The 24,468-nt window shown below is 56.0% G+C and carries 28 protein-coding genes and 1 other RNA gene; 12 read left to right on the plus strand and 17 right to left on the minus strand.

The features are described 5' to 3' along the window. The first annotated feature begins 423 nt into the window (after positions 1-423). From tomB to maa, 3 genes are all read left to right on the plus strand, one after another. Positions 424-798: an Hha toxicity modulator TomB gene (gene tomB, locus OHJ17_RS19300; RefSeq protein ID WP_002892066.1), complete on the plus strand. Its 375-nt coding sequence runs from the start codon at positions 424-426 to the stop codon at positions 796-798. A gap of 26 nt (positions 799-824) precedes the next feature. Further along, positions 825-1,043, plus strand: a complete 219-nt coding sequence (locus OHJ17_RS19305; RefSeq protein WP_002892050.1) for an HHA domain-containing protein — start codon at positions 825-827, stop codon at positions 1,041-1,043. A 162-nt stretch (positions 1,044-1,205) separates the two neighbouring features. After that, a complete protein-coding gene (maa, locus tag OHJ17_RS19310; protein ID WP_002892030.1) occupies positions 1,206-1,772 on the plus strand; it encodes a maltose O-acetyltransferase in 567 nt (188 codons plus the stop codon). On the opposite strand, the gene OHJ17_RS19315 is transcribed toward maa, so the two are convergent. Further along, a complete protein-coding gene (locus OHJ17_RS19315; RefSeq protein WP_004147370.1) occupies positions 1,744-1,884 on the minus strand; it encodes a hypothetical protein in 141 nt (46 codons plus the stop codon). The genes maa and OHJ17_RS19315 overlap by 29 nt on opposite strands. A 20-nt stretch (positions 1,885-1,904) precedes the next feature. On the opposite strand from OHJ17_RS19315, the gene OHJ17_RS19320 reads away from it, so the two are divergent. After that, positions 1,905-2,375: a YlaC family protein gene (locus tag OHJ17_RS19320; protein WP_020802585.1), complete on the plus strand. Its 471-nt coding sequence runs from the start codon at positions 1,905-1,907 to the stop codon at positions 2,373-2,375. On the opposite strand, the gene OHJ17_RS19325 is transcribed toward OHJ17_RS19320, so the two are convergent. Further along, complete coding sequence (locus OHJ17_RS19325) at positions 2,350-3,801, minus strand: MocR-like pyridoxine biosynthesis transcription factor PdxR (protein WP_004183206.1); 1,452 nt, start codon at positions 3,799-3,801, stop codon at positions 2,350-2,352. The two genes, OHJ17_RS19320 and OHJ17_RS19325, sit on opposite strands and share 26 nt — an antisense overlap. Before the next feature lie 100 nt (positions 3,802-3,901). Between OHJ17_RS19325 and OHJ17_RS19330 the strand changes: the two genes are divergently transcribed. Continuing rightward, the gene (locus OHJ17_RS19330) at positions 3,902-4,600 is read left to right on the plus strand and encodes a GNAT family N-acetyltransferase (RefSeq protein ID WP_023287311.1); all 699 of its coding nucleotides are present in this window, start codon (positions 3,902-3,904) and stop codon (positions 4,598-4,600) included. Here the strand turns inward: OHJ17_RS19330 and ykgO are convergent. From ykgO to OHJ17_RS19345, 3 genes are all read right to left on the minus strand, one after another. Next, positions 4,597-4,737: a type B 50S ribosomal protein L36 gene (gene ykgO / locus OHJ17_RS19335; RefSeq protein ID WP_002892018.1), complete on the minus strand. Its 141-nt coding sequence runs from the start codon at positions 4,735-4,737 to the stop codon at positions 4,597-4,599. The two genes, OHJ17_RS19330 and ykgO, sit on opposite strands and share 4 nt — an antisense overlap. Continuing rightward, positions 4,737-5,000 (minus strand): type B 50S ribosomal protein L31, encoded by a 264-nt coding sequence (locus OHJ17_RS19340; protein WP_032432663.1) that lies wholly within the window; start codon positions 4,998-5,000, stop codon positions 4,737-4,739. The genes ykgO and OHJ17_RS19340 overlap by 1 nt, the downstream gene beginning before the upstream one ends. A 115-nt stretch (positions 5,001-5,115) precedes the next feature. After that, a complete protein-coding gene (locus tag OHJ17_RS19345) occupies positions 5,116-6,186 on the minus strand; it encodes a LacI family DNA-binding transcriptional regulator (protein ID WP_004177239.1) in 1,071 nt (356 codons plus the stop codon). 270 nt (positions 6,187-6,456) lie between these two features. Between OHJ17_RS19345 and OHJ17_RS19350 the strand changes: the two genes are divergently transcribed. Continuing rightward, entirely contained in the window at positions 6,457-7,728 is a 1,272-nt protein-coding gene (locus OHJ17_RS19350; protein ID WP_004177240.1) for a maltoporin, read from the plus strand. A gap of 136 nt (positions 7,729-7,864) precedes the next feature. Here the strand turns inward: OHJ17_RS19350 and OHJ17_RS19355 are convergent, their stop codons facing one another. The 6 genes from OHJ17_RS19355 to OHJ17_RS19380 all read right to left on the minus strand — a co-directional run bounded on the left by OHJ17_RS19355 (position 7,865) and on the right by OHJ17_RS19380 (position 15,004). After that, positions 7,865-8,179: a glucose PTS transporter subunit EIIB gene (locus OHJ17_RS19355; protein ID WP_002892003.1), complete on the minus strand. Its 315-nt coding sequence runs from the start codon at positions 8,177-8,179 to the stop codon at positions 7,865-7,867. A gap of 64 nt (positions 8,180-8,243) precedes the next feature. After that, a complete protein-coding gene (locus OHJ17_RS19360; protein WP_002892001.1) occupies positions 8,244-10,301 on the minus strand; it encodes a beta-galactosidase in 2,058 nt (685 codons plus the stop codon). A gap of 31 nt (positions 10,302-10,332) precedes the next feature. Next, complete coding sequence (locus tag OHJ17_RS19365; RefSeq protein WP_004178761.1) at positions 10,333-11,535, minus strand: glycoside hydrolase family 53 protein; 1,203 nt, start codon at positions 11,533-11,535, stop codon at positions 10,333-10,335. A gap of 4 nt (positions 11,536-11,539) precedes the next feature. Then, the gene (locus OHJ17_RS19370; protein WP_000079398.1) at positions 11,540-12,391 is read right to left on the minus strand and encodes a sugar ABC transporter permease; all 852 of its coding nucleotides are present in this window, start codon (positions 12,389-12,391) and stop codon (positions 11,540-11,542) included. 10 nt (positions 12,392-12,401) lie between these two features. Continuing rightward, on the minus strand, positions 12,402-13,709 hold the full coding sequence (locus tag OHJ17_RS19375) for a carbohydrate ABC transporter permease (RefSeq protein WP_004177243.1): 1,308 nt from the start codon (positions 13,707-13,709) through the stop codon (positions 12,402-12,404). A 62-nt stretch (positions 13,710-13,771) separates the two neighbouring features. Beyond that, positions 13,772-15,004 carry a maltodextrin ABC transporter substrate-binding protein gene (locus OHJ17_RS19380; protein WP_023287310.1) on the minus strand — a complete coding sequence of 411 codons (1,233 nt, stop codon included), beginning with the start codon at positions 15,002-15,004 and terminating at the stop codon, positions 13,772-13,774. Between the two features lie 356 nt (positions 15,005-15,360). Here OHJ17_RS19380 and OHJ17_RS19385 point away from each other — a divergent pair, with 356 nt between their 5' ends. Together OHJ17_RS19385 and OHJ17_RS19390 are read left to right on the plus strand one after the other, a co-directional pair. Then, positions 15,361-16,470: an ABC transporter ATP-binding protein gene (locus tag OHJ17_RS19385; protein WP_004178760.1), complete on the plus strand. Its 1,110-nt coding sequence runs from the start codon at positions 15,361-15,363 to the stop codon at positions 16,468-16,470. 233 nt (positions 16,471-16,703) lie between these two features. Then, entirely contained in the window at positions 16,704-18,263 is a 1,560-nt protein-coding gene (locus tag OHJ17_RS19390) for an EAL domain-containing protein (protein WP_004142709.1), read from the plus strand. A 34-nt stretch (positions 18,264-18,297) separates the two neighbouring features. Here OHJ17_RS19390 and OHJ17_RS19395 read toward each other — a convergent pair whose 3' ends face one another. Continuing rightward, on the minus strand, positions 18,298-18,570 hold the full coding sequence (locus OHJ17_RS19395) for a metal/formaldehyde-sensitive transcriptional repressor (RefSeq protein WP_002891985.1): 273 nt from the start codon (positions 18,568-18,570) through the stop codon (positions 18,298-18,300). Positions 18,571-18,734: 164 nt separating this feature from the next. Here OHJ17_RS19395 and OHJ17_RS19400 point away from each other — a divergent pair, with 164 nt between their 5' ends. After that, positions 18,735-19,598, plus strand: a complete 864-nt coding sequence (locus OHJ17_RS19400) for a nickel/cobalt efflux protein RcnA (RefSeq protein ID WP_032432660.1) — start codon at positions 18,735-18,737, stop codon at positions 19,596-19,598. 44 nt (positions 19,599-19,642) lie between these two features. Here the strand turns inward: OHJ17_RS19400 and OHJ17_RS19405 are convergent, their stop codons facing one another. Continuing rightward, entirely contained in the window at positions 19,643-20,257 is a 615-nt protein-coding gene (locus tag OHJ17_RS19405) for a membrane protein YczE (protein ID WP_023287307.1), read from the minus strand. Between the two features lie 88 nt (positions 20,258-20,345). On the opposite strand from OHJ17_RS19405, the gene OHJ17_RS19410 reads away from it, so the two are divergent. Continuing rightward, the gene (locus OHJ17_RS19410; RefSeq protein ID WP_004893845.1) at positions 20,346-21,773 is read left to right on the plus strand and encodes a MocR-like transcription factor YczR; all 1,428 of its coding nucleotides are present in this window, start codon (positions 20,346-20,348) and stop codon (positions 21,771-21,773) included. 134 nt (positions 21,774-21,907) lie between these two features. Here OHJ17_RS19410 and OHJ17_RS19415 read toward each other — a convergent pair whose 3' ends face one another. The 3 genes from OHJ17_RS19415 to ffs form a co-directional block, all read right to left on the minus strand. Then, positions 21,908-22,123 carry a hypothetical protein gene (locus tag OHJ17_RS19415; protein WP_004142688.1) on the minus strand — a complete coding sequence of 72 codons (216 nt, stop codon included), beginning with the start codon at positions 22,121-22,123 and terminating at the stop codon, positions 21,908-21,910. Continuing rightward, on the minus strand, positions 22,120-22,377 hold the full coding sequence (locus OHJ17_RS19420) for a hypothetical protein (protein WP_004147352.1): 258 nt from the start codon (positions 22,375-22,377) through the stop codon (positions 22,120-22,122). Before OHJ17_RS19420 ends, OHJ17_RS19415 begins: the two co-directional genes overlap by 4 nt. 309 nt (positions 22,378-22,686) lie before the next feature. Further along, positions 22,687-22,783, minus strand: an RNA gene (gene ffs / locus OHJ17_RS19425) — signal recognition particle sRNA small type. 240 nt (positions 22,784-23,023) lie between these two features. Here ffs and OHJ17_RS19430 point away from each other — a divergent pair. Then, positions 23,024-23,431: a dTDP-glucose pyrophosphorylase gene (locus tag OHJ17_RS19430; protein WP_004178755.1), complete on the plus strand. Its 408-nt coding sequence runs from the start codon at positions 23,024-23,026 to the stop codon at positions 23,429-23,431. 67 nt (positions 23,432-23,498) lie between these two features. After that, the gene (locus OHJ17_RS19435) at positions 23,499-23,810 is read left to right on the plus strand and encodes an MGMT family protein (protein WP_004893850.1); all 312 of its coding nucleotides are present in this window, start codon (positions 23,499-23,501) and stop codon (positions 23,808-23,810) included. Positions 23,811-23,847: 37 nt separating this feature from the next. Here OHJ17_RS19435 and OHJ17_RS19440 read toward each other — a convergent pair whose 3' ends face one another. Further along, positions 23,848-24,339: a YbaY family lipoprotein gene (locus OHJ17_RS19440; RefSeq protein WP_002891903.1), complete on the minus strand. Its 492-nt coding sequence runs from the start codon at positions 24,337-24,339 to the stop codon at positions 23,848-23,850. Between the last annotated feature and the right edge of the window lie 129 nt (positions 24,340-24,468).

Genomic DNA, 24,468 nt, shown 5'->3' on the forward strand with positions numbered 1-24,468 from the left:
ATATTGCCATTGTTTATTTTTCGTTCTGCATTTAATATATATTGATATGGCGCAGGCTATTTTTAGCAGCTTGTTCAACAACTCGGGATCGGCAAACACTCATTTACCAGGAATAATCCTACTATCATTATCCACGGGTCGGCGGTTTCTGAACGCGACAGCTGCCTGCCTTAAACCAATGATTCATAAGATTTCTCTATTTCTCCGGCTGTGGGCCAGCGCCTGCGAAATTAATTCGTCTATTTTTAAGATAATTTCTCGCTGATAATTGTAATTTTTCGTAATAGCACGATGAAATCTGTTGGAGAGTGGATTATAGTTAAATCAGCAGGATTACTCAGTTAGTGTCAGGTCAGTTAGTCGTGTTCATCCCACAACGGTGTTTGCTAGTCGTCGTTTAAACCACTCAAAAGGGGATGCGTTATGGACGAATACTCGCCAAAAAGACATGATATTGCACAGCTACGCTTTCTCTGCGAAACGCTGTATCATGACTGCCTTGCAAACCTGGAAGAGAGCAACCATGGCTGGGTCAACGACCCGACGTCGGCTGTCAATCTCCAGTTAAATGAATTGATCGAGCACATTGCCACATTCGCTCTTAATTATAAAATTAAGTATGCAGAGGATAATAAGCTGATCGCTCAGGTTGACGAATATCTGGACGACACTTTTACGTTGTTCAGTAACTACGGCATTAACTCTACGGATTTGCAAAAGTGGAAAAAATCCGGTAACCGACTATTTCGTTGCTTTGTCAACGCCAGCCGGGAAAACCCGGCCAGTCTATCGTGTTAGAATTATTACAATCAAAAGGTGGAATTATGTCTGATAAGCCATTAACTAAAACAGACTATTTGATGCGCTTACGTCGTTGCCAGACAATTGACACGCTGGAGCGCGTCATTGAAAAAAATAAATATGAACTGTCTGATAATGAGCTGGCGGTATTTTACTCAGCTGCCGACCATCGTCTGGCGGAACTGACCATGAATAAGCTATACGATAAAATCCCGACCTCTGTCTGGAAATTTATCCGCTAATTTACGCGTACTACGTGGTCTGCTGGCCGGACGGTACGGGTCAGCCGCCATAGGGTATCTTTGTGATAGACATCACATCATTCAGCCAACAGCAACCCTGTAACCGGTTTCTTTTTTATACTGCTACGGCCATCAACAGTCAGGTATAAGGAAGACCCATGCATGAGTGAAGAAAAACGCAAAATGATCGCCGGTGAGCTCTATTTATCTGGCGACCCAACGCTTCGCGCCGATCGCCTGCGCGCCAGACAGTTGTTGCACCGTTATAATCATTCCGCCCCGGATGACCAGGAACAACGTCAGCATATTCTGGCCGAGCTGTTCGCTCGCGCCGGCGATGCGTATATCGAGCCAAGCTTTCGCTGCGACTATGGTTATAATATTTTTCTCGGCGCCGGTTTTTACGCCAATTTTGACTGCGTGATGCTCGACGTCTGCCCTATCCATATTGGCGATAACTGTATGCTGGCGCCAGGCGTCCATATTTATACCGCCACTCATCCGCTGGACGCCGATGCGCGTAATAGCGGCCAGGAATACGGCAAGCCGGTAACTATTGGCCACAATGTGTGGATTGGGGGTCGGGCAGTGATCAATCCCGGCGTGACCATTGGCGATAATGCGGTCATTGCGTCCGGCGCGGTGGTCACCAAAGACGTCCCTGCCTGTACCGTCGTCGGCGGTAACCCGGCGCAGATCATTAAGCGCCTTCCGCCGACAAATCCGTAACTGTTATGCTTTTCTGTAACTGATCTGTTACTTTCTCCGCAGAATATTGCAACATAAAATAGCCTTCAGGCTGAGCCTGCCGCGCCTGGTCCGCCGGGCGCGGCAGGCTCATTGCAGAATTCGAGGACCAAGATGACAGAAATACAACGCCTGCTGATTCACACCATTGACGAACTCAACGTCCAGGAAAAACGCGATAATCGCCCGCGTTTTAGCATCAGTTTTATCCGCAATCATCCGGGACTGTTTGTTGCCATGTATGCCGCGTTTCTGGCGACGCTGGTGGTCATGCTGCGCTCTGAAACGCTGGTAGACTCGGTCTGGTTGCTGGTGGTGCTGTTCATTCTGTTAAACGCCTTTTTCTTCTTTGACGTCTATCCACGCTATCGCTACGAGGATATCGATGTCCTCGACTTTCGCGTGTGCTACAACGGGGAATGGTACAACACCCGCTTTGTCCCCCGGCAGCTGATCGACCGTATCCTGCAGTCGCCAGACGTCGATAGCGAGCAGAAGGCGCAGCTCAAAAAGATGGTCGCCACCAAAGGCGAGCTCTCCTTCTACGATGTCTTTACCCTCACGCGCGCCGGTGCTGCGCAATAAGGCGATTTAGGGTCCGCAGCGCCGGGAAATAGCGAGAAGCAGAGGTATTGCCATACCCAAGCACCAGTCCGCTCCGCGCTCGCTGCGGGTCGAGATAGAAATGACTTAACGCGGCGGGCGCCAGCTGAAACTGGCGCGCCTGCTGCGCAAGCGTCCGGTCATTAACGCCCTCCATCGCCACCGTCAGGTGCATCCCCCCTCCCCCGCCGAGAACGTCGCACGGCACGGTTATCTCTTGCGCCAGCGCCTCGCGCAGCTGTTGCTGACGTTTACGGTACAGGCGGCGCATCGCTGCCAGATGGCGCGCATAGTGTCCCTTCTCGATAAAGCTGGCCAGCGCCCGCTGTTCAGCACGGTGTCCCCCGCGCAGCAGCGCGCCAATGGCGTCCTGAGCAGCATCCGCCAGCGCGGGCGGCATAACCATAAAACCGATACGCAACGCCGGAAACAGCGTTTTGCTGAAGGTGCCGAGATAGACCACCGGGGCATCAGGCACCATTCCCAGCATCGCCGGGATCGGTTCTCCGCTATGGCGAAACTCGCTGTCGTAGTCATCCTCCACAATCCACGCCCCGTGCCGGCGGGCATATTCCACGAGCGCCAGACGGCGCCCGGCGCTCATGATGCTCCCACAGGGATACTGGTGTGAAGGAGAGGTGAAAATGAGCCGGGGCGGCTCCGCGACGCCGTTGGCAATACACATCCCTTCATCGTCGACAGCCATTCCTCTGACCCGCAGTCCCGCCCGCTGAAAGCCACTCCTCGCCCCCAGGTACCCCGGTTCTTCCAGCCACACGCTGTCGCCCGGGTTGGTCAGTAGCGAGGCGCATAAGTTGACGCCTTCCAGCGCGCCTTCGGTGATGACGATCTGCCGGATATCGCACCGGATGCCCCGGGAGAGCGCCAGATGACGAGCGATAGCCTCTCGCAGCAAAGGATCGCCCGCGGCTTCGCCATAACCCAGCAGCGCGCTACCATCTTCGCGTAGCACGTTATCCATCAGTCGCCGCCACAGCGGCAGCGGGAAATAGTTTACCGCCGGCATGCCTGGCGTAAATGCCAGCGTCGGTGAGTCGCGGCGCATCGCGGCTGGCAGCCTTTGCAGCCGCTCAGGCAGCACGACGGGCGGCATCTGACCCGCCTCCTGCCGGCAGGAGGCGAGTGGTGCCACCTGCGTTCCCTGACGGCTCCGTGTCAGGTACCCCTCCAGCGCCAGCTGTTCCAGTGCCGCATTGACCGTATTCCGCGACAGGTGTAGCCGTTCGGCCATCACCCGCGATCCGGGTAAACGGCAGCGGGCCGTCAGGGTTCCCTGCAGGATAGCGTCACGTAAGGTGTGGTAAAGGGCGCGCTGTAAGGTTTCGACCGTGCGGTTCCGCATCCCCTGCGTCAACAGCGTAAAAAACCCCTCGTCCGGTATATTCATATTGCCTCCTCGTGGCCCCATAAAAACATACTCTAATGGCACTTTTTATGGAACCAGCGAGCGCGTACGCTGCCTGTAAATCCCCAATAAGGAAACCGCAATGTGCGAATATAATCAGTTTGGCCAGGCGCTCGGCGTCGCGCTGTCTGACTGGCAGCCGCGCCCCTGGCCGACACGACAGGTATTACAGGGCAGCCGTTGTCGACTCGAACCGCTGACTCTTGCTCATGCCAGCGATCTGTTCGCCGCTCACCAGCTGGCGCCAGACGCCCGCAGCTGGACGTGGCTGCTGCGTGAACCTGAGAGCAACCTTGCAGAATTCAGTGCCTGGGTGGAGCAGGTCGCCACGCTGGCAGACCCGATTCATTTTGCCGTCGTTGACCAGCAGCGAGGGAAAGCGGTCGGCTCGCTGGCGTTAATGCGTATCGATATCGCTCACGGTGTGGTAGAGGTGGGGCATGTGCATTTTTCACCGTTACTGAGCCGAACGGCCATGGCCACCGAAGCGCACTGGCTGTTGATGCAGTATGTCTTTGATACGCTCGGCTACCGTCGCTATGAATGGAAATGCAACAGTCTTAATATCCCATCAGCCCGGGCGGCAAGGCGGCTGGGGTTTCAGTACGAAGGACGTTTTCGCCAGGCGCTGGTGAGTAAAGGACACAACCGGGACACGGACTGGTTTTCGGTGATAGACGGCGAATGGCCGGAGCTGGATAACGCCATGCGCCAATGGCTGGCCGCCGACAATTTTACCGCCGACGGCCAACAGCGCCGCTCGCTGGAGAGTTTCCGTTAACGGCGTTTTTTGCGCCCCTGTACCGCTTTGAAGCGGGGGTTGCTCTTACAGATAACGTACAGCCGCCCTTTGCGTTTAACCAGCTGGCAATCCGGGTGGCGCTGTTTAGCGCTACGTAATGAGTTGACGACCTGCATCATGCTTTCCTTTTCGCATCAATAAAGCCGCCGAAGCGCTGGCGGAATCGGGCTGCACTGCCTTCATTGGCGAAGGTTTTTTGTTTGCCCGTGTAGTACGGATGCGATTTCGAGGAGACGTCGATCATCACATACGGAAAAGTTTCGCCATCGAGTTCAATCACGCGATCGGTGCGGATAGTTGAGCCGACTTTAAAATACTCATTCGCGCTGGTGTCGTGAAACACCACCGTACGATAGGGAGGATGGATATGGGCTTTCATGATGACCTCTTCATTACGTTATAACATAACAATAAGGTTACGCCGTGCTGTGACAAAGATCAACCCTGCTCAATTTAAGGGTAAGGTGATAAGGCGAGTTTCCCCGCCTTTGGCGTCAGGGTGCCAGACGGTGGGCGATGGCGCGGAGCTGTTCCGCAATGGCCTGCAGATCTTTTCCCTGCTCAATTCGGGCGCCGCTGGAATGGCGTATCACCAGGCGCGCCGGCAGAATGGATGAGGCATGAGGCGCCCCGCTGGTGCTGGCGAGGATCCGCCGCACCGCCTCTTTCCCCTGCAGGTCGAGGTCGAGCGACACGGTACTCAGCGCCGGATAGAAAAAGGAGCTTTCGTAGGTATCGTCATAGCCAATAACCGACTTCTCACCCGGCACCGCCACCTGATGCTGATGGAAGGCGCTGAGCACCCCCAGCGCCATCTGATCATTACCCACCAGCACAGCGCTGAAATTAGGCGTTTCGCGCAGCATCTGCAGCGCGCCGGCGTAGCCGCTCTGCGCATCCCAGTTGCCGTGCAGGACGGTCACCGGCTTCAGACCGTAACCATCCAGGGTCTCCAGCCAGCTTTTTAACCGGAGTTTGGCCGAGACTGAGCTGTCCGGCCCCGCCAGCAGGGCGATCTCCCGATGCCCCATCTCATAGAGATATTTGACGCTGGCCCGGGTGCCGTCCGCCGGGTTAAACGAAACGTTAAACACGGAGCTGTAGGGATCAACGTCGAGAAACAGGCAGACGATATCATCGTTGTCAGCAGCGATTTTCTGCGCCTGTTCGGTCTCCAGCGGCACGTTGATAATGACTTTATCCACCCGCTGAGATTTCAGCTCATTGATGGAATCCTGGATACTTTGGTTGACGCTCTCATCGATCATCGAAATCAGAACCTGGTAACCTTCCAGATTGGCATAGCGTTTTACCGCCGCCGCCACCTGGGAAGGCGCATGCCAGGCCAGAGAAATAGTCACCAGCCCGACCGTCTGGCTCTCCTTCCCCACCAGCTGCTGCGCCAGCCGGTTTGGCACATAGCGTAAGGCCTCTATCGATTTCTCCACCTTGCGACGCGTCGCTTCGGATACATTAGCTGATTTGTTGAGTACCCTGGACACGGTCTGGTAAGAGACGCCCGCATGGCGTGCGACGTCTTCCAGAGTAGCGCTTTTAGACTTCATGGTCCGGTTCCTTATGTTGTTATCCCATGATTGTAACAGGGGCCATTTGAAAAAACGCTCACCACCACCTCTCACTGCAAAACAATAGCGATAAAAGTATTACGTTCACAATACAGCGAATTGTGAATCATCTCACCCATCGCAACAAAAAACACCGTGATTATTTGCAGTTAGTCACACAATAATCATATCTCATTTGCCTGAAGTTACATTTAGGCATTTTATGACACCAGTTATGTGAACGTAATACAAAACAATAAGAGGATAGAGATGAACACTACACTGCGCGCCCTTTCAGTCGCGTTAGCCGCTGCGCTAATCGCTCCTTCCGCGTTTGCGGCCACCGCCGCGATCCCAACGATCGATTTCCATGGCTATATGCGCGCCGGGGTTGGGGTCTCCGGCGACGGTAGCGAAGCGGAATGGCAAAAAAATAAGCTGGGCCGTTTGGGGAACGAGTCGGATACCTACGGCGAGCTGGAGCTGGGCTCTGAGGTCTATAAGAAAGATGACGTCAGCTTCTATCTCGACAGTATGGTCAGCATGGTCTCCGACGGCTCTAACGATAATGAAACCACGCTGAACGATGATGCACAGTTCGGCTTACGTCAGTTGAACCTGCAGATAAAGGGGCTGATCCCTGGCGATCCGAATGCGGTGATCTGGGGCGGTAAACGTTACTACCAGCGCCATGATCTGCATATCATCGATACCAAATACTGGAACATTTCCGGCTCCGGAGCCGGGGTGGAAAACTACACCCTCGGCCCGGGCGCCGTCTCGCTGGCCTGGATCCGCGGCGATGCCAACGATGTTGACTATCGCGTCGATGGCGACAGCAACGTCAATATCAACTATATCGATTTACGCTACGCGGGCTGGAAGCCATGGGCGGGCTCGTGGACCGAATTCGGTATCGACTACGCGATGCCAAACACCACCAAAAAACAGGATAGCTACGGCGGACTGTACGATGCTGACAACGGCGTCATGCTGACCGGTGAAATCAGTCAGGATATGCTGGGCGGCTATAACAAAACCGTGCTGCAGTACGCCAACAAAGGCCTGGCGCAGAACATGGTCTCCCAGGGCGGCGGCTGGTACGATATGTGGAACTACGTGAACGACGCCACCGGTTATCGCGTGATTAACACCGGCCTGATCCCGATTACTGAGAAGTTTTCTATCAACCACGTTCTGACCTGGGGCTCGGCGGATGACATTACCGACTATACCGACAAAACGCGGATGCTGTCGCTGGTCGCCCGCGGGCAGTACCAGTTCACCGACTACGTGCGCCTGATTGGCGAAGTCGGCGGTTTCTATCAGAAAGACAGCTACAACAATGGCACCAGCTACAAACAGGCCGGTGAGAAATACACCATTGCGTTGGGCCTGGCGGACGGGCCAGACTTTATGTCACGTCCGGAATTACGCATTTTTGCTTCATATTTGAATGATTCCGAAGATGGTAAACCGTTTGAAGACCAGACGGCGAATAATACCTGGAATTTCGGCGTGCAGGTTGAGGCCTGGTGGTAATTGCGCACGGCTAAGACTCATACGTTATTTTTATCTCCTGCTGTAAGACTGTTAATTATCTTCCGGTAAACTTTATTGCCACTGCTGTCTTTGTCTTACTTTCGGGATAACCTGTTTTCAGGTTATCCCGTTTTATTTATTTCCGGGCGGCAAAATGTTCATCCAGAAGCTGACGCAGCGCATCGGACTGTTTACCGAAAATAGCATGCACCTGCTGACCAAGAATAATAACCCCCAGCGCACCCTGCTGCTGTAATGCTTCGGAGTCCACGGCCGCAAGATGGCGAACGCTAACCCGCAGACGGGTAATACAGGCGTCCACTTGCGTAATATTCGCTTCGCCACCAAAGGCCTGAATCAGCGCCTCGATTTGCTGTTTTTCCGCCTCGCTTAATGGCTGTGCCGGACGCGCTGGGGAGAAATAGTGCAGGAAGGATTTTAAACTCACCATAATAAACTCCAGGTTTAAGATAAAAAAAAGCCTGCTCGTCAGAGCAGGCGTGGAGAAGAAGAAATTACGCGTGACGACGGAGAATACGGCAATCCCATGCCGACAGGGTCAGTGGAGCCGATACCGCCGCGTCGGTCAGGCAATCCCGATACCCTTGCGGCAGGGTCAGGGTATGGTTTTGCGCGCTGTAGTTCTGCAGGAAGATAAATGCGTTGTCACCGTCGGTGCGCGCAGTCGCCACCACGCCGGGTGGTAACTCCGTCGCTATCGCCCGCGGCAGGGCCAGCTCCTTGCTCAGGGCGGTAAAGAAATCGCGCTGGAAGGCTAAATCGTTGCGGGAGGCCACATGCCAGGCTTTGCCTTTCCCGAACGCGTTCACCGTCACAGCCGGCCGTCCGGCATAAAAATCATCCCGGTAGGTGGCCAGCGCCTGGGCGCTCTCGATATGGATCAGTTCGCAGAGATGGCGCACCTGATAAGGGCCCTGCAGACCGCACTGATTCCCGGCAAGCCCCTGCACGAGATTAAACTCGCCGTCATTCAGGCAGTCGATCTCTTCCGCCCAGATCCCCAGCAGATTGCGCAGCGGGCCCGGGAAGCCGCCGAGATAGCAGAGATCGGACTCATTGACGATACCGGTCCAGTAGGTGGTCACCAGGTGGCCGCCGTTGGCGACAAACGCCTCCGCCCGACCGGCAAAGCCGTCGCGCACCATATATAACATCGGGGCAATCACTAACTGATACGGCGTTAAATCGACATCGGCGTCAATCACATCGACGGCGATGCCCTGCTCCCAGAACGGGCGGTAGTGCTCGTTGACCGTCTTCTCATATTCCATCCCAAGATTGCGCGGCCCCTGGGCGTCATCCAGCGCCCAGCGGTTCTGCTGGTCGAAGATAATCGCTACTTTCGCCTCGGTGCGACAGCCCCTCACCTCCGGCAGCTTGCTGAGGATCTCGCCGAGCTGGCAGACTTCGCGGCCAATGCGGGTATCAATATGTCCGACGTGGTCGACCACTGCGCCGTGAAATTTCTCAACCGAACCGCGGCTTTTCCGCCACTGGAAATACTGCACCGAGTCGGCGCCATGCGCCACCGCCTGCAGCGAGGAAAGAATATGCATTCCCGGCTTCTTCAGTTTGCTGGTCGGCTGCCAGTTGGTGGCGCCCGGGGTGGACTCCATCAGCACAAACGGTTTGCCGCCCTTCAGGCTGCGCATCATGTCGTGATACATCGCGGTGTAACAGGCCAGCGCGGTTTCGTCTTTATCGCGGTGCCACATCGGATAGCTGTCCCAGGAGATGAAATCCAGCGCCTCCGCCAGCTGCCAGTAGTCGTAATCGTAGAAATACTCCATAAAGTTGGTAGTCACCGGCAGGGAGGCATTCGCCGCCTTCAGCGGAGCAATTTCATGGCGGCAGAAATCAGTCACCTGAGCGGTGTTAAAGCGATGCCAGTCAAGATTAAGACCGTGGATCGACATCTCGCCCTGCGGCGCAGGCGATTCAATCTGCGACCAGTCAGTATAGGTATGACTCCAGAAGGTGCTCCACCAGGCCTGGTTGAGGTTCTCCAGGGTCTGGTAACGCGCCTTCAGCCAGTCGCGAAAACGGTTCTGGCAGAGATCGCAATGGCATTCACCGCCATATTCGTTGGAAATATGCCAGCCCAGCACCGCCGGGTGTGAGGAATAACGTTCTGCCAGCAAGGTATTGATTTGCAGGGTTTTCTCGCGATAGACCGGTGACGACATACAGTGGTTGTGACGGCCGCCGTGCAGGGCCGGCACCCGATCGCGCCCCACCCGCAGAACCTGCGGATAGCGCTGCGACATCCACGCCGGACGCGCGCCGCTCGGCGTGGCCAGAAAGACATGAATGCCGGCGGCATACAGTTTATCGAGGATAATATCCAGCCAGGCGAAATTAAATACCCCTTCGCGTGGCTCCAGTTTCGCCCAGCTAAATATTCCCACCGACATCACATTGCATTTTGCCTGCTGCATCATGGCAATGTCTTTATCAATAATATCGGGGTCATTCTCCCATTGCTCCGGATTATAATCCGCGCCATGCAGCAGCGTACTAACCTTCGGATGTAAAGGTGCAAATTTATTCATAATAAACTTCCTGAAAAAGACGACAAAAAAATTAATTAAAAACTTTTACCGACGGCAATACTTTTCCCTGGCAATCAAATAGCGCCTGATTTTCACGTGCATTACCCTCTTTCCACTCGTCGTGGATATATTTCATCCCCGCCGGGGTGGCCCAGGTATTTCCCGGCACGGCAATCCATGTAGGCTCCCAATAGAAAATACCTTTGCCACGCTGGTCTGGCACATCAACCACCGCCTGCATTAAATCGTGAATATAGTTATATTGCCCCTGTACGCTGGCGGGATATCCCCCATCCTTTTCCTCTTTTGCCTGGAAACTATTTTCCGCGTTATCGCAGTTGGCCAGGGTATAGGCATAGGCCGCCTCGACGACGATGACGTCTTTGTTATAGCGTTTGCTGATGTCATCCATATTGGCCTTCAGGGCGCTGATCGGGCCATTCCAGTAGGTGTACATCGACAGACCAATCACGTCATACGGTACATGGCGCTTGTCGATCTCATCAAACCACCAGCGGAAGGTATCGTTCTTGGTCCCTTCGGCCAGATGCAGCATGATTTTCACCTGCTCGCCCTGGCGCAGGTTCTCCTTCAGGCCAGCGATAGCCGCGTTCAGCAGGCCAGCCAGCCGGTCGAACTCTCCGCCGCCCTGCCCCCAGCTTTTCCCTTCCGGCCACAGGATGCCGCCGTTGATTTCGTTGCCGATCTGCACCATATCCGGCAGCACGCCCGCCTGCTTAAAGCGGGCGATGGTATCGCGGGTATAGTCATGAATCGCCGTTTTCAGCTGCGGGTAATCCAGCTTTTCCCAGGCTTTCGGCTTGAACTGCTTGCCGGGATCGGTCCAGAAATCGCTGTAGTGAAAATCAAGCAGCAGCTTCATCCCCTGGGCTTTCGCCCGTTTCGCCAGCGCCAGGGTGGTGGCCAGATCATTGTTCCCACCGCCATAGTCCTCGCCGCTCGCCGATTGCGGATCCACCCACAGACGGAGGCGGACATAGTTGACGCCGTTCTCTTTCAGAATAGCGATCGGATCCTTGCGCTGATTATTCTGATCGTAGAACGTCGCCCCGTGCTTTTCGGCGTCCAGCAGCGTGGAGATATCCGCGCCTTTGATAAAGTCCGCCGGCATGCCCTGAAACGCGCGGGTTGCAAGCGCGTCCGCGGCCAGAGAAGAGGTGGAGAAACTGCATGCCAGACAAACCGCAAGCCATGCGGGTGTGAATCTTTTCATGTGCTTATCCTTTAGTACTGCCCGAGGTCAGGCCGGAGACGAAGTATTTTTGTAGCGCCAGGTAGAGGATCGCCACCGGTACGGCGATCAGCACCGCCCCCGCAGCGTAGGTGGTGTAGCTGGCACCCATTTTTTGCGCCACCAGGTTATACAGACCGATAGGCAGCGTGTATTTATCCGGGGTGCGCAGGATGGTGCTGGAGAGGATGAAATCCCCCAGCGGCCCAGTGAACGAGAACAGCGCCACCACCGCGAGGATGGGCCTCGACAACGGCATGATGATCTCGATAAAGATGCGAAAGCTGCTGGCGCCGTCCATGCGAGCGGACTCATCCAGGTCTTTAGGGATCGCGTCGAGATACCCCTTCATCAGCCAGGTGTTCATCGGGATCATCCCCCCGACGTAGATCAGCACCAGCGCCAGGTGGCTGTTTATCAGGCCAAGCAGTTGCGACAGCACAAAGATGGCAATCAGCGCGGAAAACTGCGGGATCATCTGCAGCAGCAGGAACAACATCAGCCCGTTCTGCCGCCCTTTAAAGCGGAAGCGGGAGAAGGCGTAAGCGGTAAAGCTAACGCTAATCAGGGTCAGCACCATAGTCAGGAAGCTGATTTTCATCGAGTTCCAGTACCAGGTGAGGTAATTCACATTGCCATTGAACAGATCGGCATAGTGCTGGAACGACACATTTTCCGGAATGATTGAGGTACTGAGCAAGCTATTGCCGGCGTTCAGCGACGCCCCGACCGTCCAGACCAGCGGATAGATAATCACCACCGAGACCAGAATAACCACCAGCCAGGTGAGAGAGAGTCGGATCCACTTTTCGCGTTTAATACTGGGTGATTGAGCCATGTTGCTTCCCTTACGCCATGTCGTCATTTTTGAAGGATTTGGTGGCGCGGAACTGCCACAGCGCCAGGCCGACGACGAAGATCGACAGCAGGATCGTGATGGTCGCCGCGATGGCGTACTGCGACGAGGACATCGTCAGCTTATAGATCCACGACACCAGAATATCCGTCCCACCGGCGTTGGAGCCTGCCACCGCAGGACCGCCGTTGTTGAACAGGTAAATGATATTGAAGTTATTAAAGTTGAAGGTGTACTGGGTGATGATGATCGGCGCGATCGCATACAGCACCAGCGGCAGGGTGATGGTGCGCAGACGGGTAAAGGCGCTGGCGCCGTCCATCGTCGCCGCTTCATACAGATCGTCCGGGATCGCCTGCAACACGCCGGTGGTCATGGCAAAGACAAACGGGAAGCCAAGCCAGGTCTGCATCATGATCAGCGCCGTTTTAGTCCAGAACGGATCGGTGAGCCATGCCTTCGGACTGATGCCAAAAAAGGACAGGATCGCGTTGTTGATGACCCCGAAGGAGTCGTTGAACATGCCGGCAAAAACGAGAATGGTGACAAACCCCGGCACCGCCCACGGCAAAATAAAGATGGTGCGGATCAGCGGCTTAAAGCGCAGATCTTTTTGGTTGACCAGAATCGCCAGCAGCACGCCCACCGTACACTGCAGGGTGGTCGCCAGCAGCGTCCACACCACGGTCCACTGCAGCACATCCAGGAAAGTGGAGCGCCAGATGGAGAGGGTGAAAATATTAATAAAGTTTTTCAGCCCCACCCAGTCCACCAGCTTCGCCGGCGGGGTGTGGTACAGGTTGTAGTTAGTGAAGGCGATGGCGAAACCGAACAGAATCGGAAAGATCACCACAAACACCAGCAGAATAAAGCCCGGGGTGATCATCAGGTACGGAAAGCCGTCGCTCAGCAGCATCTGGTACTGCTTACGCACGCTGTTGAGGGCGATCCCCTCATCGCGTTTTTTGCCGTTGAGCCACGCATCCCGCAGCGAGAGAAAATAGATCAGCACGCCGAAAGCGACGATCAGCACGCTGATAATCCCCTCGGCTAACAGGAAGATAGAGTTATCCCGCGGTACCTCTTCACCCAGGGTATATAACCCCCACAACCCCTCACGCAGGAAATCATAAAAAATCCCCAGAAAGCTGCTCAGCAGCACCAGGAAGACCAGCCCTTTCAGCCACTGGCGATGATAAAACTGACCGAAACCCGGCACGATTGCCAGCAGCAGGCCGCACCATGCATGGCGCCCGGGCCCGCGTGCGTCGCTAAAATTTTCGCTGGAATGGATGCTCACACTCGACTCCTTCTACAAACGGGAGGTCCCCCTCCCGCTCGGTGACTTCACGTGACGGTGAATTACTGATTGCTGGCCTGCATCGCTTCGATCTGCATCGTGATCTGTTTCACCGCGTTATCGAGCGCGGCCTGCGGCGCCTGCTTACCGGTGAGGCTCAGTTCAAGCGCGGCGTTGGCCGGCCCCCACACTTCCCCCATCTCGGGAATGCCCGGCATCGCCACCGCTCGCGCCGACTGGATGGCGACGGCGCTGGCCTTTTGGTCGTTTTTAATCACCGGATCGTCAATCATCGCCTTCAGCGGCGGAATTTCGCCAGTGGCGACATAGCGGGCTTTCACATACTGCGGCTGGTTGATGAACTCGATAAACTGTTGCGCCAGCGCTTTGTCTTTACTCCAGGTCGATACTACATAGCCTTTGACGCCGAGGAAGGAGCTCATCGGCTTGCCGTCCGGCAGGGTCGGCAGGGGCGCCACGCCATAGTTAATGCCAGCGGCTTCATACGGCTGGAAGGCCCAGGGGCCGTTGATCACCGCCGCCGCTTTTTTCTCGGTAAACAGGGAATCGATGGCATTCAGCCCGTTATCGCCGAGGATCCCCGCCGGAAAGACCTTCTCGGCATAGAATTTTTTCAGGAAGGTGACGGCTTCGACGGCGCCGGGGGTATTGAGACCCACCTGCTGCGGGTTAAAGCCGCCGCTGTCGTTTTTAGCAAAGATATAGCCGCCCATCGGGCCAATCGCCCCCCAGCTGTAATAGATCTGGTCAAACTTGGCGAGCAGGCCGTATTTGTTCTGCTCGCGCTGGGTTTTCGAGTAGTGCAGCCAGGCCTGCAGGCTGTCCAGCGGCTTGTCGATCAGGTCCTTGTTGTAGATAAGCACCAGGGTTTCCACCGCCTTCGGGATCCCATACAGCGCGTTGTCCATGCGGAAGGCATTGATGGAGGCTGGCGTAAAGGCATCCTGTTTCGCCTGATCGACGCTGAGCGGCGAGAGTAGTCCCTGTACCACGGCGCCGCCGAGCTGGTCATTCGGGATCACCAGCACGTCCGGCCCAATGCCCGCCGGGCCGTCGAGGCGCAGTTTTTCCAGTTGCTGGGCGTAGGGCATCTCCTGGAGATTGACCTTCACGTTGTACTGCTTTTCAAAATCGCTAACCGCGGTTTTGATGCCAGCGGATTTTTTAATGTCCTCCCAGACGTTGAGCTGCCCGGCGGCATGCGCCTGCAGGCTGGCGAGTTGCCCCGCCGCCAGGGTGGTAAGGATCAGTGCAGCAAGCGTGTTCTTTTTCATTATCAACCTCATGTGAAGGTATAACAATTTAATGGTTTTTATTTGAATTCCGTCTGCCAGTTAGAAAAATAAATCTTTTCGAACTGCCGTATTATGTGGAAAACATGTTCTGATGCGCTTTTGTTATACGCTACGCTTTGATCGTTGATAAAACTACCATAAGCTGCCAGTTGTGTGATCATCCTTGCAGAAATGAAACGTCCCTGTATGGCGCAAAATCCGCGGAAGTTATAGTCAGGGCATGATTTTACTGCTGTTGAACATCGTCACACTGATTTGTTACACGTAATACAAATCACACTCAACATAGCGATAAGCCAACGGCAAATAACAGCTACTCACTCCGGGGAATGTGGATGTCCAATATACGACTGAGGAATGTCACCAAAAGGTTCGGCAGCACGGTGACGCTGCACCAGGTCAATCTCGATATTGAAGATGGCGAGTTTGCCGTCTTCGTCGGCCCTTCCGGTTGTGGAAAATCGACGCTACTGCGCATGATTGCCGGGCTGGAAGAGGTCAGCGAAGGAGAAGTACTGATCGGCGATGAGGTGATGAATGATGTCGTGCCCGCCCGCCGCGGCGTGGCGATGGTCTTCCAGTCCTATGCGCTCTATCCGCACATGACGGTGGCAGAGAACATGGGCTACGGGCTGAAGGTGAATAAAGTGCCGAAAACGGAGATCCGTCGCCAGGTGGAAATGGTGGCTAAAACGCTGCAGCTCTCGCACCTGCTGGATCGTAAACCGAAGCAGCTCTCTGGCGGCCAGCGGCAGCGCGTGGCCATTGGCCGGGCGATCGTGCGTAATCCCCGGGTGTTTATGTTCGATGAGCCGCTCTCTAACCTTGATGCGGAGCTGCGCGTCGATATGCGCCTGCATATTGCCCGTCTGCACCAGGAGCTGAAGACCACTATGGTGTATGTCACGCACGATCAGGTGGAGGCGATGACGCTGGCCGATAAAATCGTGGTCATGAACTACGGGAAAGTCGAACAAATGGGTTCGCCGATGGCGCTGTACTACAATCCGGTCAACAAATTCGTCGCCGGCTTTATCGGCTCGCCGAAGATGAACTTTCTGCCGGCTATCGTCAGCGACTGGCAGCCGGAACGCTTAACGGTCACCCTCGCGCAGGACCATCAGCTGGCCCTGAATATCGCCACCCAGCCGCTGAAGCCCGGCGCTGCGGTGACGCTGGGGATCCGGCCGGAGCACCTCACCCCGGAAGTCGCCACCGGTACCGTGGTGGAGTTTCAATGTGAAGTGGTGGAGCGTCTGGGCAACAATACCTATCTGTTCGGCCAGTGCTACGGCCACGACAACGTCAAGGTTCTGCTGCCCGGCGACGTCCATTTCCGCCCCTGGCAGAAAATTAAGCTGGCTTTCGATGAGCGCTTCTGCATGGTGTTTGATGAGAACGACCTGCGCATCAGCGCTGATATCCCGGCGCCGGATGCACACTAGCTAACATATTGCTGTCATCTGCGCAGCGTATGCTGCGACTGAATGCCGGAACACACCCTGCCCGGCATTCACACCCTCATTTTTATTCTGCTACATCGGAATCATCCTTCTCTCCCGGCATCGCAGCCTGTTGTGATGCCGGCTTTTTCCCCAAACGACGCGTTTTCTCCCGCTGCGCCCGAATTATCTTTCGCATATACTGATGACACCCGGCGAACGATAAGGACACAGGCATGAGGACCCGGCATCTGATGGCGCTGTTTACAGGAGTGCTGATACTGGCCATCATCCTGCCCATTTCACTCAGCATCTGGCAGGCGGCGCGGCAGGCCAAAATGCAGTTCTATCGTGAACTGGATGACTATTCCAACCGTATCGTCGTTCGGACGCTGCAGGTTGCCGACCAGGCCCGGGAAGCGTTACGAGAGGCTGACGCACACACCGCCGCCTCCTGTAGCCCTGAACATCTGCTTACGCTCCGCCGCATCGCCTATACCCATCGCTACATTCAGGAAGTGCTCTGGCTGCGTGATTCCGTGCCGCAATGCTCCTCCCTGGAAGACCATAGCGTCGCGGTCACCTTCCCCCCGCCGGACCACATTGCCCCCGACGGCTATCGCACCTGGCTGACCTCAATTAACGATCTTGGCCTCGATCATCAGATGACGGCCATGGGCAGCCGGCAGCACATGGTGATGATCGACCCCGTCTCCTTTATTGATGTCGTTCCCGCCAGCGAAGAGAAGATCCATACCATGCTGTTTGGCCTGGACCACCAGAAAATGGTGATCAGCAGTCAGCCGCTGCCGGCGAAAGTCTGGCAACGCATTAAAGATCCGCATGTGGATATGCTTACTCTGGATAACACAGTCTACCGGATCCAGCGCATTCCCGAGCTGGGCTCTGGCATCGTAACCTGGTCTTCAACCTTGCCGCTGCAGCAGCGCATTCGACAGCAGCTGTTCTTCTGGCTCCCTGCCGGCATTTTCACCAGCCTGCTCGCCACCTGGCTGCTGCTGCGTCTGCTAAGGCACCTGCGCTCACCGCGCAACAGCATGCTGGACGCCCTCAATTCCGAAGCGATTCAGGTTCACTATCAGCCGATTATTTCGTTGCAGGACGGGAAAATTGCCGGGGCGGAGGCCCTGGCCCGCTGGCAGCAGCCCGACGGCACTTTTTTATCGCCGGATATCTTTATTCCCCTGGCCGAGCAGACCGGGCTCATCACGCAGCTGACGGAAGATATCGTCAGGAAAATTTTTGCCGATCTCGGCCCCTGGCTGCGGCAGCGGCCGGAAGTGCACATCTCCATCAACCTGTCGGTAGATGATTTACGCTCGCCCACCCTGCCGACGTTGTTGCACAATCAGCTACAGCACTGGGGAATCGCCGCCGAACAGATCATCCTTGAAATCACCGAGCGCGGTTTTGTCGACCCGGAGACGACTATGCCGGTGATCGCTCACTATCGTCAGGCCGGGCATCGGATCTCGATTGATGACTTTGGCACCGGCTACTCCAGCCTGAGCTATCTGCAGAAACTGGACGTCGACACGCTGAAAATCGATAAATCTTTTGTCGATACCCTCGAGTACCGGCCGCTGACGCCGCACATTATTGAAATGGCCAAAGCGCTCAATCTGGCCACCGTCGCCGAAGGGGTGGAAACCGAAAGCCAGCGCGACTGGCTGCGCCAGCATGGCGTTCAGTACGCCCAGGGGTGGCTGTACAGCAAAGCGCTGCCAAAAGAGCAGTTCATTCTGTGGGCAGAGCATAACCTCCATGCGCATTAAGCGGCGGGTGGCTTGAGCGGAACGTCAGGGGGCGCTACTTCAGATAGGATTTAATCACCTGCATCACCGTCTCCAGATCCGCTTCGCGCTGCGTCTCGTCAGGCTCTTTCACCACATGGTCGGTAAGATGCCCCTGAATAACCTGCAGCATCATGCCGTTGACCGCGCCGCGGATCGCCGCCAGCTGCTGTAATATTTCAGCGCACTCATGCTCGCGATTAAGCATTTTCTCTAACGCGGTACTCTGCCCCTGAATTTTCTTCAGCCGGGTCAGTAACATCTTTTTGTGTCGAACTGTATGTGACATTGCACGATCCACCGTTTCATTCTGTCCGGGATTACCGACCTGCGTGGTCAGCAACGCCTGCCAGCATACCATGATCCTTTTTATTAGCCGCTTTATCTACTGGGGGGTAGTATTTTACTACTGGGGGGGAGTAGGATAATCGCACTTTTGGCAAGGATCCCGATATGAACGATTTCACTTCCCTTCTGCAGCAGGGCAATGCCTGGCTGTTTATACCCAGCGCAATACTGCTCGGCGCGCTGCACGGCCTCGAACCCGGGCACTCAAAAACAATGATGGCCGCCTTTATCGTTGCGGTGCGAGGAACCTTAAAACAGGCGGTACTGCTGGGGCTGGCGGCCACGGTTTCCCATACGGCAGTGGTCTGGCTGATCGCCATGGCCGGCCTGTGGTTTGGCCGCGGCTGGAACGCCCAAACCTCTGAACCCTGGTTTCAGCTGGTCTCAGGGATTGTCATTGTGCTGATTGCCTGCTGGATGCTCTGGCGCACCTGGCGCGAATCGCAGCCTCACACGCACCATGAGCACCACCATGAACATGAGCACCACCATGAACATGAGCACCACCATGAACATGATCACCACCATGACCATGATCACCGCCATGACCATCACCATGCGTCCTCATCCGCCGCGCCGCTGGTGGCGGAGGAGTGGCAGGACGCGCATCAGCGGGCTCATGCTCAGGAGATCAACCGGCGCTTTGATGGCCGCCAGGTGACGACAGGGCAGATCGTGCTGTTTGGCCTGACCGGGGGGCTGATCCCCTGCCCGGCGTCCATTACCGTGCTGCTTATCTGTTTACAGCTGAAGAAATTCTCCCTGGGCGCCACGCTGGTGCTGGGCTTTAGCGTTGGTCTGGCGCTGACGCTGGTGGCTTCCGGGGCCATCGCCGCCCTGAGCCTTAAACATGCCACCCGCCGCTGGCCGTGGCTTAACGACCTCTCGCGCAAGGCGCCCTGGTTCTCAGGCTTACTGATTATTGTGGTGGGGATCTACATGATGCTTCATGGCCTGAGCGGCCTGTAAGCGATGAAAGGCCCTCTCCGTGATGAAGAGGGCGATGGGTTAATTCAGGAGACTATTTCCCGGGGAGGGCTGACCGCGTTGCGGCTGACGGGCTGGCTGAACCACGGTAGGCACAGCTGGATCAGCGGCCCAATCGACAGCGCGTAGATGACGGTTCCGACGCCAAATTTGCCCCCCAGCAGCCAGCCAATCAGCAGTACGGAAAGCTCGATCGCCGTCCGGATACCGCGCAGTGACCAACCAGTGCGAGCATGCAGACCGGTCATCAGGCCATCGCGCGGCCCGGGGCCAAAGCCCGCGCCAATATACATCCCGGTAGCGATAGCGTTCAGCACAATCGCTCCTACCAGCAGCGCACTGCGCGCCAACATCGACTCCAGCGGCGGCAGGACGGCCAGCGTGGCGTCCGCCGCTAATCCCAGCACGATGACATTGCTCACCGTGCCGAGCCCCGGCATTTGCCGGATCGGGATCCACAGCAGCAGTACCGCCGCGCCGGTCAGGATAATCACCGTACCGAAACTGATACCCAGCTGTTTAGCCACCCCGAGATGGAAAACATCCCACGGATCGGCGCCGAGATTGGCATGCACGAAGAGCGCCGTGGACACGCCGTAAAGCACCAGACCAATATATAACTGCAGCAGGCGACGAAGCATATTTTTTCCTCAACATCATTGCGAATGCCCTCATCATCAGCAAAAATGGACTGATAATTAATGGCCAGTTTTGGAAAAGTGGATCGCTATGTCAGCCCGACGCTTTGGAACCCAATCGCTGGTACGCCTGCTCGGCAACTGGCAGGAGACCAGCTCACGCACGCCGCTATGGCGCCAGCTGGCGGAAGCGCTCCGCCTGCTGATCCTTGATGGTCGCCTGACGCTGCAAACGCGCCTGCCCGGCGAGCGCGAGCTGGCGGCGGCCCTGAACGTCAGCCGGACCACCATCGCCAGCGCCCTCGGCCAGTTGCGGGAGGAGGGCTTTCTCTACAGCCGCCAGGGGAGCGGGTCACGCATTGTTTTGCCGGAACGCCCCGCCGATCTTCCTCTGCCTGCCGGCATCTCATCTACGCTTAATCTATCTACCGCCGCCCTCAGCGCCGGGCCGGAGGTCCATCAGGCCTTCCAGCACGCTATGACCCTGCTGCCGCCCTATCTCGCACAGACTGGCTATGACCAGCAGGGGCTGCCGGTGCTGCGGGAGGCGATTGCCCGGCGCTACAGCGAACGCGGTCTGCCGACGCGGCCCGATGAGGTGATGGTGGTCAACGGCGCCCTCAGCGCCTTCGCGCTGATCCTGCGCCTGTTCACCGGGCCGGGCGATCGGGTGGTTATTGACGCCCCCACCTATCCGATGGCCATCAGCGCCATTCAGGGCGCCTCCTGCCGCCCCGTCGGGGTTGCGCTTCCGCAGCAGGGATGGGACTGCGATGGACTGGCGGCGACTATTGCGCAGACTGCGCCGCGGCTGGCGTGGCTGATGCCGGATTTTCACAACCCCACCGGACGCTGTATGGATGCCCTCACCCGCCAGCGGGTTGCGGACATCGCCGCCAGGACGCGAACAACGCTGGTAATCGACGAGACCATGGCCGACCTTTGGTATAACGCGCCGCCGCCCCCACCGCTGGCCAGCTTCAATCCCGATGCCGCGGTGCTCACCATTGGTTCGGCCGGGAAAAGCTTCTGGGGGGGACTACGTATCGGCTGGATCCGCGCCAGCGCGCGGACCATCGCCTCGCTTATTCAGGCCCGCGATTCGCTGGATTTGGGTACGCCGCTGCTGGAGCAACTGGCCTGCTGCTGGCTACTGGAAAATGCCGCCACACTGCTGCCGCCGCGGCGGGATATGCTCAAGGCGCGCCGGGACATGTGCGAAACTCTGATGGCGGAATATTTTCCCCGCTGGCGGTTTTCGCCACCGGAAGGTGGGCTCTCTTTTTGGGTGGAACTTCCTGACATGCTGGCCACCCTGTTCTCTGCGCGTGCGGAAAGCCAGGGGATCCATATCGGCACCGGTACGCGGTTTGGGCTGGAAGGGGCGTTCGATCGCTATTTACGTCTGCCGTTTACGCTGCCGGATGAAGCATTGCGCCGGGCCTTCTCCACGCTACAACCGCTGTGGCAAAGCCTTGCTGAACAGAAGGAAAATACACGTTTGCGAAAAATAATATAAGAAAATAGCGACGGGCTGACTTCAGCCCGTCAAATGACCTTCATCCATGAGGTATATGAGATGTTTTTATAAAATTGCCTGGCTATCCTGCCCTCTGGTTATGGCAACCCAATGACAGAAAGAAGGCAATTTCATTAATGCTGGCGCGGAATAGGAAACCCTTTCAGGGAAATAATAAAGCCATCTTCATCTTTTTTGATTTTAGCGCCGGTGTCACACCAGTCGGAAGCAATGCGAAAGAACTCATCACTACCGATATTCCAGTTCAGGCGGACGTGTTTTACGTATCCTGAGCGCAACATATCGCAAGCTTCGCTATAGTTGCTGGCTGTAGAGAATTGTTGTTTCATTTTTTCTTCTTCAGAAGTTTTCTTAATGCTTTGATTTCTTTAGGGGTAAGTGGCGTCGCTTCCTCTTCGGTATGCTGGCTGTCAATGTCCTCTTCCGTCACCCCCGCCTCACCTGCTGACTCCTCCAGCTGAAAAGCCAGCTGCAGCAGCTTTTCCGTTGCCGTTCCCAGGTTCTCGTTATTAACTTCCGCAAAATGACGCAACTTTTCTTTTAGCTCTGCGTCAATTTTTACATTCAAAACCACTGTGGTCATAGCTACGCTTCCCGTGCAATAAAATCATCATAATTAATACACGAAGTTAACATGCTGATCCAGAGATATATTTTACAGCATGAGCCTGGCAACAAATTCCCATCAGTAAGATGCGCTTTATTTATGACATGCAAATGACATTAATATTTCAGTAGTATTTCAGATTTATGACAAGTAAATATTATGGAATAAAAGAAGGGGGTTTTAACAACAAAAACTAATATGCGATCTTTATCAGAAATTAATTATTGCAGGAGTAAAAACCGGACAAATATAAGGGAAACACCAGGCGGGAGAAATGGGTGGGGGCCCTGCCAGCTACATCCCGGCACACACGTCGTCTGCTCTGGCTGCTTCCTTCCGGACCTGACCTGGTAAACAGAGTAGCGTTGCGGGAGAACCAACAGAGCCCCCATTGAGAGCGTTAGTTGCCTAACGCGCTGGCGCATTATCCCTGCTGACCTGGTGAATTGCAAGCTCACACCGTCCGCCTGCTGGTTTATTGCGCAATAACGCGAATAAAACCAGCCACTCACGGTCAGCCTGTGAGATTGCGAGCCCGCGCTCAGCACACATCCGGGTTGTCCACCATACTTATCCTCTTCGTCCTCTTTTATCACCAGTACATTGTCTCGACGGTAATCGAATGACTGACTCATCACCACAGACCATCACTCTGCCTTTACCTGCTATTGAAGGGATGACTATCGCCTTTCAGGGCGTAAACTACCTGCGTCCTGAAAAAATGCTCGACTTCGCGACCATCAGTCCCGCGCCGGTGCGGGCGGTTACGCCGCTGGCGCTGCTCTATTCCACCGTCGGCGTGCTGCGCCAGGTGGAGCTACGCAAGCTGCCGGTCTATATCAGCGGTCGGGTGGTGTACCCTATCTCGTCGTTAACCATGCCGGGCCTGCGCGCGAGGCTGATCATCAACGCCACTTCGCAGCGGTTGAAATTTCTTGAAAGTCTCATCGCCAGCTCAGCCTCCGACAATGTCCATGGCATGCAGATCCTCGGCCTCGCTCTGACGTTCACCGTCGAACAGGCCGCCTGACCCAGGCCGGCTGTACAGCTCCTGGCTTAGCGCTTATGCTGACGTTTTGCCGGTAACAGGACAGAAAATGGCTCCGCACGACACATTTCCCCAACGCGTCTGGCACATCGTGGCGTCGATACCGGAAGGGTATGTCACGACCTACGGCGAGGTCGCCCGGCTGGCTGGTTCACCGCGCGCGGCGCGCCAGGTGGGCGGCGTATTGAAGCGCCTGCCGAAAGGGTCCACCCTGCCATGGCATCGGGTGGTCAATCGCCATGGCGATATCTCCCTCACCGGCCCCGATCTACAGCGGCAGCGTCAGGCGCTGCTGGCGGAGGGTGTGCAGGTCTCCGGCAGCGGCCATATCGATCTCCAGCATTATCGCTGGGTTTATTGAAGGCAAAAAAAAGCCCCCATCCGGGGGCGTAGCGAGCTTACTGGGCGACAGGAACGGCGGTCTGCTGGACCGGAACCAGCGTCAGGTCGGCATGAGTGCCGCCCTGGTTTATTACCGTCTGCACGGTATCGGTAATAAACATCAACTGGCCGTTAACCGTGATCGCCGCGCTTAGCAGAATGCGAGCGTTCGGTTGAATATCTGCCGGGTTGTAAGGCAGCGCAAAGTTAAATGGCGCCTGTTTGCCTTCGGTACGCACCGCTTTTTGCGACAATACGCGGGCTGGCGCATCTGCCAGAGAAGCATCCGACAGGGTCACCGTCAGTACCGCATCCGGCGGTAAAGCGATTCTCTGGCGGATATTAATCGTCCCCGTGACGCTCGGCTGCTGCTGCGCCACGCTCAGCGTCGCGATACCGTAAGGGTCGGGCGCGGCCGCCTGCGTCGAAGAATTGTTCGAGTGGTGATTAGCACAGGCGGTCAGCGTCGCGGCGACGGCTAAGGCACTAAACATATAGGCAAATTTCATGATGTTCTCCTTATCATCCCTTAATACCCAGGAGGATGTTCCGCCGCTTCGCCGGCAGGAACTTTCGTGTCGTCAATAAGTGTGGCACAGATCTCAGATTTGTTCCTGTTAACTGGTCGTTATTCAGAT

The sequence above is a fragment of the Klebsiella sp. KP20-425-1 genome, from assembly GCF_025813515.1.
In the GTDB taxonomy this organism is placed as follows: Bacteria; Pseudomonadota; Gammaproteobacteria; order Enterobacterales; family Enterobacteriaceae; genus Klebsiella; species Klebsiella pneumoniae.